Genomic DNA, 10997 nt, shown 5'->3' with positions numbered 1-10997 from the left:
TGTGGTAACTTAAACTTACTAAAAAAGGAGGCCACATCGGCCTCCTTTTATTTATCCTTTGGGTTATTTTAACCGGACACTATAGAATTACGAATTGCGAATTACGAATGTAGAAGCGAAGATTAAAACGAAGATTTAAGGAGAGGTTTGATAGTTATCTACCTTAATCTTCGCTTCTACATTCGTAATTCGCAATTCGTAATTCGTAATTCCCCAAAAGCCTTACCTTCACCTTACCGACTTTCTGACCAATATTACCGACTAATGAACCTTTTAATGGAAGATTTATCGGCTGAACTTCGCAGTATCCAGAAATGATGATTATCCGCCGGTTAGTATATGACACAGAAGAGAGAACAAGGCGCCGTTTACAAGCATGCTGAATTCATACGCAGCAAGGGTTTTCAATATAACCCGGACAGCGGATTTTTTGTCATGCCCGATCTGATACTGGAAGAATATGAAGAGTTCAGAACTAATTTCAGGTCGGATTTTACTTCTGTGATGCTGGTGAAGAAGGGGAAGCTGAAAGGTACGCTGGACCGTAAAGTATACACCTGCGTGACTAATGACCTGATTCTGATTTCTCCGCATGTGCTCAAGAAGACAGATTATGTAGATAAGGATTCTACTGTAGCGGTACTGAATTTCACGGTAGATTTCCTGGTAGATATAGGTATTCCTGCCAACAAACTGGAGCTATACGATTTTTTCACGTCCAAATATTCGCCGGTATGGCAGCTGTCAGCTGCAGATGCAGGGATGCTGTCAGACTACTTCACACAACTTCATGTGCGCTATCAGCAAGTGATGGATGGCGCTCCTTTTGCGAAAGAACTGCTGCAGCATACATTTCTGGTGATGTGGTATGAACTGGCGGCGATGAGTACACGGTACCTGAGTGTACAGACGCCCAATATTACCAGGAAGGAAAGCCTGGTCATCAGTTTCACCAACCTGGTACAGCTGCAGTTCAGGTATCAGCGCAATGTACAGCAGTATGCAGAACAGCTGTTTGTCACGGCCAAGCATCTCACAGAAACAGTAAAGGAAATTACGGGTAAAAATGCCGGTGAAATCATTGATGATATCGTTATTATGGAAGCTAAGATGCTGCTGGAAGATTCCCGGCTCAGCATCTCGGAAATAGCAGAGCTGCTGCATTTCAGCGATCAGTCTTTCTTCGGAAAATTCTTCAAACGGCATGCCGGCGTGTCTCCCAGAACATTCCGCGCCATGATACCCTAAACAGGTAATTACGAATAAGGAATGGAGAATGAATGCAAGATGTTTCCCCTGAAGTTATCGTTACTAACAGTGTAACAGTTGTAGGTTTAGCATAAGCACCTGGGTATTCCTGCCCAGGTGTTTCTTTTCGTATATGCTTTTCCGTTATTATTAAAACAAACCGACTTTCAGACCAGATTCCCCGATATATGAACCTTTTTCACGGTCTGCCGCACCGGTAATTTTGCCTCACAAATTCTTGTAATCAATCACAACTTCAGTTTATGTCAGGGATGTTTAAACCAGTTTCCTTATTTATCATAACAGTCATGCTGGCAGGTTGCGGCAGCAGGGAAATAAAAAAAGCAGCACCGCAGCCGGTGAAAGTGCAGGTGTTCACCGTCAGCATGAATGAGATGCCGCAGGAGTTGTCCTACTCCGGAACGATTGAGCCGGACAATACTGCAGACATTGGCTTTGCGGTACCCGGTATAGTCAGTCATATTGCGGTAGAAGAAGGACAGGCCGTCAGGCAGGGGCAGCTGCTGGCATCGCTGGATGCCGCTGAATACAGTCACGCCTTAGCCATTGCCGTCGCCTCACTGGACCAGGCAGAAGATATGTACAAACGCCTGCACGGGCTATACCTTAAAGGGAGTTTACCGGAGAAAGATTATATCGACATCAGGACCAAGCTGGCGCAGGCCAGGGCCAACAAGGAGATCAATGCCAAACGTATTGCCGACAGCCGGCTGTATGCCCCCGTTTCCGGTATTGTGAGTGCACGTAAAACAGAGCGTGGCAGCGCTGCCGCTCCGGGCATTCCGGCCTTTACCATTGTTAAAACAGATATGGTGTATGCCAGGGCAGCAGTACCTGAAAGTGAAGTTGGCGCGCTGAGACACGGAAGTACTGCTGCGGTATACATCCCCGCACTCGGCGATACGCTGCAGGGAAAAATCACCATCATCAATCCGCAGGCAGATATTACCTCCCGCACCTATTCTATCAAAATAAAACTGGGTAATACGAATGGTGTGCTGCTGCCCGGCATGCTCACCGATATTAAAATCAATACCGGCAGAAGCAGCAACCGTATTGCCATTCCTGCCACGGCGGTAGTCAGGGATGCAGACGACCTCACCTATGTATTTGTAGCCGGCAAACAAAACAGGGCTATACGTAAACGCGTTACTACCGGCGCACTCACCGGTAAAAATGAAGTGATCGTTACCGGCGGCCTCAGCACCGGCGAACAGGTGATTACCTCCGGTATCGCCACTATGAAAGACGGCGCCGCCATCAGCCTGTAGGCTATCGAAAAAACATTTACAATGTCCGACAATCCGGGAAGAATGAAAAAGAGAAAAATTAGCTTTATCGAGGCGGCCATGCGGTACAAACAGGTAACCATCGTAGTGGTAACACTGCTGCTCCTGCTGGGCATCTATTCCCTGCTGAATATGCCCCGGTCCGAAAATCCGAAGATAGACATGCCCATCGCCATGGTGTATGCCTTTTATCCCGGCGCCGATGAATTACAAATGGAAAAACAGGTAACCAACAAAATTGAACAGTACCTGTTCTCCTTCGAAGAAGTCAATAAGAAGAAAACAAAATCACAGACAAAAGACGGGCAGGTATTCATCACCGTGGAACTGCATACCGCTGTTAAAGACAGGAAAAAATTCTGGAGCACCCTGCAGCACGGCTTAAATGCCTTTGCCCGGCAAACCCTGCCAGGCGGCGTTATAGGGCCGGTTGTCAACAGCAGCTTCGGGGATGTAACCGCACAGATCATCACCGTATCCTCCGACCAGCGCAGCTACGCAGATATAGAAAAATACCTTGACAAAATAGAAGACGGGCTCAAAACCATTCCGGAAATATCCAAAATTAACAGGTCCGGCGGCCAGAAGCAACAGCTATATGTTACCATCGACGATCAGCAGATGCAGCAATATGGTTTTGACCTGTCAACTATTATACGCACCCTGCAGATGCAGAACATCACCGGCTACTCCGGCGAGATGACCATCAGCTCCAATACTTTTCCCGTATTCACCAACAGCCAGTATAAAACAGCCGCCGACCTGGGCGCACAGATTATCTACACCACGCCGGCAGGCACCGTTGTACGGCTGAAAGATATAGCCACCATAGAACGCCGCTATGAAGAGCCTTCTTCGTTTATACGTATCAGTGAGGACAAGGTGATGATGCTGGCCATTGAAATGCAGCCGGGCAACAACATCGTGCAGTTCGGACATATTGTGGAAGAACGCCTGAAAGTGCTGCAGCAGGAGCTTCCCGGCGATGTAAAAATTACGACCATCGTGAATCAGCCCGAAGTGGTAGACGAAAGTATCCGCCACTTTATGAAGGAGTTCGGCCTGGCAATTGCCTCCGTCATCATCGTGGTGATGCTCCTGCTGCCCTTCCGGGTAGCAGCCGTATCCTCGCTGGCAGCACCGGTTTCCATTCTCATCACCTTCGGGCTGATGAACATTGTATCCATAGAACTACACCAGGTAACGCTGGCAGCGCTCATCATCGTACTGGGCATGGTGGTGGATAATGCCATCGTAGTAGTGGATAATTATATTGAGAAACTGGACGAAGATATTACGCCCTGGACTGCAGCCTGGCAGGCTGCGCGGCAGCTGGCGCTTCCTATCTTCACCGCCACACTCGCCATCATCTTCGCCTTTGCGCCACTGGCATTGTTCATGAACGGCATCTCCAAAGACTTTATCGCGGCACTGCCGGTAACGATTGCCATCGCACTTATCACCTCCATGGCAGTGGCGTTGCTGCTAACGCCCTATACCTGCTATGTGTTCATCAAAAAAGGATTGAAACATAAAGTAAGTACCACCAGAAAGCGGAAAAGCCTGCTGGATCATCTGCAGCATACCTTCAACAAATGCGCGGAGCTGGCATTCAGTTTCCCTAAAACAACCATCGGCATTGCCGTTGGCGCCGTTGTACTCGCAGTAATACTGTCCGGTAAAGTGAAACAGGAATACTTCCCTTTAAGTGAAAGCAAACAATTTAACGCGGAGATATGGATGGCTAATGGTACATCCCTGGAAGAAACGGAGAAAGTAGTGAAGCTGGTAGAAAAGGAACTGCTGAAAGACAAACGTGTGACTGGTATTGCCAGCTTTGTGGGAACCAGCTCTCCGCGTTTTAATGTGACCTATGCGCCGGAAATGCCGCGCCGCAACTATGCCCAGGTATTTATCACCACCACCGGCAACGATGCCACCAACGACCTGGTAAAGGAATACCTGCCCCGGTTCGAAGGTTTCGTTCCCAACGGTTATGTACGGCTGCGGCAGCTGAGCATGCAGGAAGGCTCTCCCGTAGCCATCCGCATCATCGGCGAGCAGATGAACGACCAGAAAAAAGTAGCCGCACAGGTCCGGGAAATACTGTGTAATACAGCAGGTACCAACTGGGTGCGTTCCGATTATGAAGACGACTACCTCGGCATCAGCCTGAAAATAAAAGAAGACGCCGCCGCCAGGCTGGGCGTTCCCCATCAGCTGATTACGCAGACCATCGGAGCCGGCCTGAAAGGATACGCCGTATCCCAGATATGGGAAGGCGATAAACCGGTAGATATATTTCTCCGCATGGACGCTTCCAGCAGAAAGGATTTCAGCGACCTTGGCCGCCTGCATCTGAACAATATGTACGGCAGCAAAGTACCGCTGAAGGAAGTGGCAGAACTGACGCCCTCCTGGCATACCGGCGTTATTGCGCACCGGAACGGTATCCGTACGCTCACCGTTTTATCGGAAGCGCAGCTGGGCATCATGGCCTCTGAAATACTGAAAAAGGCGCAGCCCGAAATTGAGCGGCTGCAGCTGCCGGAAGGTATCTCCATTGAATACGGCGGCGATGCAGAGTCTTCCCAGGAGAACGCACCGGGTATGGGCAAAGCGCTGGGAACAAGCCTGATCCTCATTCTGCTGACCTTACTGTTCCAGTTCAAAACCTTCGGTAAAACGCTCATCATCCTCGCTACTTTCCCGCTGAGTTTACTGGGCGCCTTCCTGGGATTATACATCACCGGCAACCCGATGGGGATGACTGCCTTCATGGGCATTATCAGCCTGATAGGCATTGTGGTGCGCAACGGTATTATCCTGGTAGACTATGCCGATGAGCTGGTACGCGATCATCATTACAGCATCAAAGCCGCTGCGCTGGCGGCAGCCAAACGCAGGATGCGGCCCATCTTCCTGACATCGGCTGCTGCCGCCATCGGAGTGCTGCCCATGATTATAGGCAAATCGCCGCTGTGGGCGCCCCTGGGCAGCGTGCTGGCCTCCGGCCTCCTCGTTTCCATGGTACTCACCCTCTTTGTGATACCCGTGCTTTACTACCTGTTTGTACGTCCTGCTCCGGAGCCTGTAGTGGCGGAAGATGCAGACACCGATATCATGTACAAACCGGCCCATTGATTAACTGATGCTGCAGGTGGCCCCGGCGGGCCATCTGCCTGTAAAATAACGACAATGAACTGCAGACTACTGTTATTACTGTCAGCACTGCTGACAGCCAGCCATATCATGGCACAAACGCCGGCGCTGACAGCCGAAGCATGCCGGCGTATGGCCCTGGAACAAAACAAAAAAATCAGGGCGGCACAATATCAGGTGGAAGCCGCTACCGCAGCACAACAGGCCGTTGCCGCCAGCGCCTACCCTTCTGTTGACGGCTCCCTCCTGGGCGCATATCTCGGCAAACCGATAGGAGGCGCCATGGGTGGCCTGATACCGGAATATGTGGGCAGCGCAGCCGTTACTGCCACACAGGCCATCTATGCCGGTGGAAAAATCCGTCTCGGTAAAGCTGCTGCAGGAAAGGCTATCAGCATACAGTCTGCACAAAAGGAACTCACTTCCGCAGAAGTATTGCTCAACGCCGACAAAGCCTACTGGCAGGTGGTACAGGTAAAAGAAAAGATTATCCTCGCCGGCAGATACCAGGAAATGCTGCAGGCACTGCATACTGAGCTGAAGAACGCCTACGAGGCAGGACTCATTTATAAAAATGATCTGCTGCGTGTGGAGGTTAGTCTTAATGAAGCCGCACTCAACATCACCCGCGCCAACGACGGACTTATCATGGCGAAGCTGGTGCTGGCACAGATTACCGGTATGCCGGGCCAGACTGATTTCGCAGTAGCCGACTCCGTTACCGGCGACTTCAGCGAACTTACCGGCAGTCCTGCCATCCAGGCCGCAACACAACGCCCGGAGATAAAAATGCTGGAGAATATACTCGATGCGGAAACGCTGCAGAAAAAAATACTGCAAAGCGACTTCCTGCCCGCCATCGGCATTACAGCCAGCGGCAACGGCGCACTCGGAAAACGTATCAACTTCAGCAACGGCAAAGACTATATGGCCACCTGGTACGGACTTGCCAGCGTCAGCATTCCCATCTTCGACTGGGGAAAACGCTCCCGGAAAATACAGGAACAATCTCTCAGAATAGCCGCACAGCAACAACAGCTGGAAGATACCAAAGAGCTGATTAACCTGGAAGTACAACAATCGTGGCTGGCACTCAACCAGTCCGTCAAAAAAATAAAAACATCCACCCTCTCCCTCTCCCAGGCGGAGGAAAATGTCAGACTGGCAACCGATCGCTTCAAAGCCGGCACCACCACGGGAAAGGACGTACTCGAAGCCCAGGCCATCTGGCAACAAGCCTATAGTAATGTTATTGACAGCAAAGCAGAATACCGGGTGAATGAGGCGGTGTACAGGAAGGTAACGGGTGAGGTTAGGTAGTGAATGAGAAACGTAAATATGGGGGGTAATTACGAATTGCGAATTACGAATTACGAATGAGGAGCGTAGATGTAAGCGGATAAAGCATTTACTTCTTCGCTTACATCTACGCTCCTCATTCGTAATTCGCAATTCGTAATTCGTAATTAACTCCAATAAAAAGGCAAACCATGAAACACGAATACCATCACTTCTTCCACACAGCCGCTGCTCTCTTTCTTCAAAAAGGTATCAGGGCTGTGAGTATTGATGAAATTGCGCAAAACTGCCGGTTCAGCACCACTGTATTTTTTGAGCATTTTGACAGCAAGGAAAAGCTCGTGGCGCTGATGGTGGCGGAGTGGGTGGAGAAAGCAGACAGGTATCTTTCCCTGAACAGACATATGGCTGCCAATGCCATTGCAGAGCTGAAACAATTGCTGTGTGCTGCAGAGAAAATAGTGGAGACTACTTCTACCCTATTCCTGCGGGATCTGAAACATTACTATCCCGCCTCCTGGATGCGGCTGGAAGTATTCAAAGAAGAAAGCTTCTCTGCCTGTCTCCTTCAGAACCTTCACAGGGGCCAGCAGGAAGACCTCTACCGCAGCAATATCGACAGGTCAGTAATAACCGCTGTGTACATGGCGCAATTAAGGTTTATGACTGAAGAACGGTTCACCCCACGGAACGATTTCCACCAGGTATACGGGGAGGTGAACAGGCTTTTCCTGTACGGACTTGCGAACAGGAAAGGAAGGAGGGTACTGGTTTTTGATTAATTACGAATTACGAATTACGAATTGCGAATGCAGGAGCGAAGATTAAAATGTAGATGAAGGGTGCTAATTAGAAAACATCCGCCTTCATCTACGTTTTAATCTTCGCTCCTGCATTCGCAATTCGTAATTCGTAATTCGTAATTAATCAAAAACCGGTGTCTCCAAAAATAAATTTGTTTATTTTATACCGAATGGTATAATTTTGTATCAACAAAACTAAAGCGGTGATGAGTAAAGCAGAAAAAACAAGGCAGTTTATTGTGGAGATGACCGCACCGGTATTTAATGAGAAAGGATATGCCGGCACTTCGCTGAGTGATATGACCAATGCGACGGGGCTGACCAAAGGCAGCATTTACGGCAACTTCGCCAGTAAAGATGAAGTGGCGCTGGCGGCATTTGATCATAACCTGCAGCAGGTAACCGCTATTATGGCGCAGGAAACCGCCAGGCAGGATACCTGCCGGGGTAAGCTGATGGCGTATGTACAGGTGTATTCCAACTTTCTGAAGCATCCTTTCCCTGCCGGCGGCTGCCCTATGCTCAATACTGCCACCGAAGCAGATGATACGCATCCGGCACTGAAACAGAAAGCCGCCGAAGCTATACTTGCGTGGAAAGACAGGCTCGCCGCCATCGTGGAAAAAGGTATCCGTAACGGTGAATTCAGTAAAAAAACAGATCCTGAACAAACCGCCCTTACCATGATCGCCATGATAGAAGGCTGTATCATGATTGCCAAACTCACCGGCAAAATGCACTACCGCAACGCTATTATGCAGTCCGTTGAAAAATTGATCCAGGCACTCTGATTATTTTTTTATATAAAAATATACCGATCGGTATAAAACAAACAAGCATGAAAACAAGCAACAACACGGTACTTATTACCGGCGGCAGTGCAGGCATCGGCCTGGAACTGGCCCGCACCCTGCAACAGCAAGGCAACACGGTCATCATCACCGGAAGAGATACCGGACGGCTGGAACAGGCCGCCGCTGCCATTCCCGGCATCATCCCCATCGCCTGCGACGTTACCCTGCACACGGATGTAAAACGGCTGCTCCGCATCCTGGAACAGGAGTATCCACAACTCAACATACTCATCAACAACGCCGGCAAGGCATACACCTACCGGCTGTCAGACAGGGCCGACGCCATGGAAAAAGCCGCCGATGAAATGCTGACCAATTACTTCTCCGTTATTCAGCTCACAGAAATGCTGCTGCCACTGCTGGGCAGGCAGCCGGAAGCTGCCATTGTACAGGTAAGCTCCATCGTAGCTTTTGCGCCTTCTGCCAACATACCCACCTATGCTGCCAGCAAGGCCGCACTCCACTCCTATACACAGTCGCTCCGCCTCTCCGTAGCACCCATACGCGTATTTGAACTGATGCCTCCCCTCGTGAATACCGCTTTCTCCCGCGATATCGGCGGCAGCAACGGCATTCCGCCACAACAGGTGGCTGCTGAATTCCTCGCAGCGCTGGCGGCAGATGTTTACGAAATCCATGTGGGCGATACTGCGCAGTTCTATCAGTTGCACCTCACTTCTCCCGAAACCGCCCTCCAGACCATGAACGCCGGCAGAGCATAAATACATCCGTTTTTTTTATCATAAAATATACCAATCGGTATATAACATATCACCTATGCAGAAGACAGTACTGATCCTGGCGGTAATCACCGCAGCCATCATGGAATTAATAGATACTTCTATCGTCAACGTAGCGTTGTCGCACATGAGCGGCAACCTGGGCGCTACCCTGGAAGATGCCTCCTGGGTCATTACTGCCTATGCCATCGCCAATGTCATCATCATCCCCATCACGGGATTCCTGGCTGCCCGGCTGGGACGCAGGAACTATTACATCGGCTCCATCATCGCCTTCACCCTCTTCTCATTTTTGTGCGGGCAGGCCACCAACATCTGGATGCTTGTGGCATTCCGCTTCCTGCAAGGCATCGGCGGCGGCGCCCTGCTGTCGGTGTCACAGGTAATTGTATTTGAACAGTTCCCCAAAGAAAAGCAAAACATCGCCAGCGCCCTGTTCGGTATCGGCGTATTCATTGGTCCCACTATAGGACCTACACTGGGCGGATATATCACGGAGTATTATGACTGGCCCTGGATATTCTATATCAACATACCGATCGGTATTATGGTGGCAGTTATCTGTTCCCGGCTGCTACCCCCGCCGGCACAAAAACCGGTAGCACAGAAAATAGACTGGACGGGCATACTGCTGCTGGCTATCGGGGTGAGCGCCCTGCAGACAGTACTGGAGCGGGGCGAAACGGATGACTGGTTTGAAGCGGCCTATATCGTCTGGCTCTCCGTCGCCGCCTTCCTGGGCATCGCAATGTTTATCTGGTGGGAACTTCGTATACCCCACCCCGTAGTAGACCTGCGGGTACTCAAAAGCCGCAATCTCAGCATCGCGGCCATACTCACCTTCGTCTCCGGCATGGGCATCTTCAGCTCTGTCTTTCTCACCCCTGTAATGGCCCAACGGCTGCTCTACTTTACTCCCCTGCAAACCGGTATGCTGCTGCTGCCAGGAGCCTGCCTGGCTATCGGCGGACTTATCATCTCTGCCCGCCTGTTGCAGCGGGGCGTCAGACCAGTCTGGCTGATCCTCGCGGGCATGGGGCTATTCGTACTCTTCAGCTGGCAGATGTCAGGACTCAACCAGGATGCAGGCGCTGCACAGATCACCCGCTACCTCATCTGGCGCGGCGTAGGACTTGCACTCGTTACCGTACCACTCACCACCCTGGCAGTGTCCTCCCTGGCTGCGGCAGACATCCCGCAGGGTGCTGCCCTCAACAACATGATGCGGCAGCTGGGCGGCTCTTTCGGTATCGCCATCGTGAATACCTACCTGCATAACCGCAACGCACAACACCGGTACGATCTCGTCTCCCACCTCGATCCCTCCAACCCCGCCGTCATGCAACGCCTCTCCGGTTATACACACTACTTTATGTCTAAAGGCGCCACCGCCGGAGAAGCGCATAACAGCGCCCTGAAAGCGCTGGACAGCTCCGTCATCAGGCAAAGCGCCCTGCTCAGCTACAGCGACACATTTCTGCTCGTAGGCGGTATCTTCCTGCTATCTCTCCCACTGTTGCTCATCACCTCTACCCGGAAAAAAAATGCAGACACGGTGGTCATCCTGGATCATTGACACGG

The 10997-nt window shown here is 50.8% G+C and carries 8 protein-coding genes; all 8 read left to right on the top strand.

Translation table 11 applies throughout. The features are described 5' to 3' along the window. Positions 1 to 339 precede the first annotated feature (339 nt). The 8 genes from GWG06_RS26715 to GWG06_RS26680 all read left to right on the top strand — a co-directional run bounded on the left by GWG06_RS26715 (position 340) and on the right by GWG06_RS26680 (position 10992). Positions 340 to 1248, top strand: coding sequence for an AraC family transcriptional regulator (locus GWG06_RS26715; protein WP_127033997.1), 909 nt, complete (start codon positions 340 to 342; stop codon positions 1246 to 1248). Positions 1249 to 1511: 263 nt separating this feature from the next. After that, positions 1512 to 2540 carry an efflux RND transporter periplasmic adaptor subunit gene (locus GWG06_RS26710; RefSeq protein WP_160717384.1) on the top strand — a complete coding sequence of 343 codons (1029 nt, stop codon included), beginning with the start codon at positions 1512 to 1514 and terminating at the stop codon, positions 2538 to 2540. Between the two features lie 42 nt (positions 2541 to 2582). Further along, a complete protein-coding gene (locus tag GWG06_RS26705) occupies positions 2583 to 5702 on the top strand; it encodes an efflux RND transporter permease subunit (protein ID WP_202183131.1) in 3120 nt (1039 codons plus the stop codon). Positions 5703 to 5756: 54 nt separating this feature from the next. Beyond that, a complete protein-coding gene (locus GWG06_RS26700; RefSeq protein WP_160717382.1) occupies positions 5757 to 7040 on the top strand; it encodes a TolC family protein in 1284 nt (427 codons plus the stop codon). A 170-nt stretch (positions 7041 to 7210) separates the two neighbouring features. Beyond that, the gene (locus GWG06_RS26695; RefSeq protein WP_160717380.1) at positions 7211 to 7801 is read left to right on the top strand and encodes a TetR/AcrR family transcriptional regulator; all 591 of its coding nucleotides are present in this window, start codon (positions 7211 to 7213) and stop codon (positions 7799 to 7801) included. Between the two features lie 227 nt (positions 7802 to 8028). Next, entirely contained in the window at positions 8029 to 8613 is a 585-nt protein-coding gene (locus GWG06_RS26690; protein WP_160717378.1) for a TetR/AcrR family transcriptional regulator, read from the top strand. Positions 8614 to 8660: 47 nt separating this feature from the next. Further along, positions 8661 to 9398: an SDR family oxidoreductase gene (locus GWG06_RS26685; RefSeq protein ID WP_160717376.1), complete on the top strand. Its 738-nt coding sequence runs from the start codon at positions 8661 to 8663 to the stop codon at positions 9396 to 9398. A gap of 55 nt (positions 9399 to 9453) precedes the next feature. Then, complete coding sequence (locus GWG06_RS26680; RefSeq protein ID WP_127042929.1) at positions 9454 to 10992, top strand: DHA2 family efflux MFS transporter permease subunit; 1539 nt, start codon at positions 9454 to 9456, stop codon at positions 10990 to 10992. Positions 10993 to 10997: the final 5 nt, after the last annotated feature.

The sequence above is a fragment of the Chitinophaga solisilvae genome, assembly GCF_009928525.1.
GTDB lineage: Bacteria > Bacteroidota > Bacteroidia > Chitinophagales > Chitinophagaceae > Chitinophaga > Chitinophaga solisilvae.
Note: the sequence above shows the minus strand (reverse complement) of the source record. Positions and strands in the feature narration are given on the sequence as shown.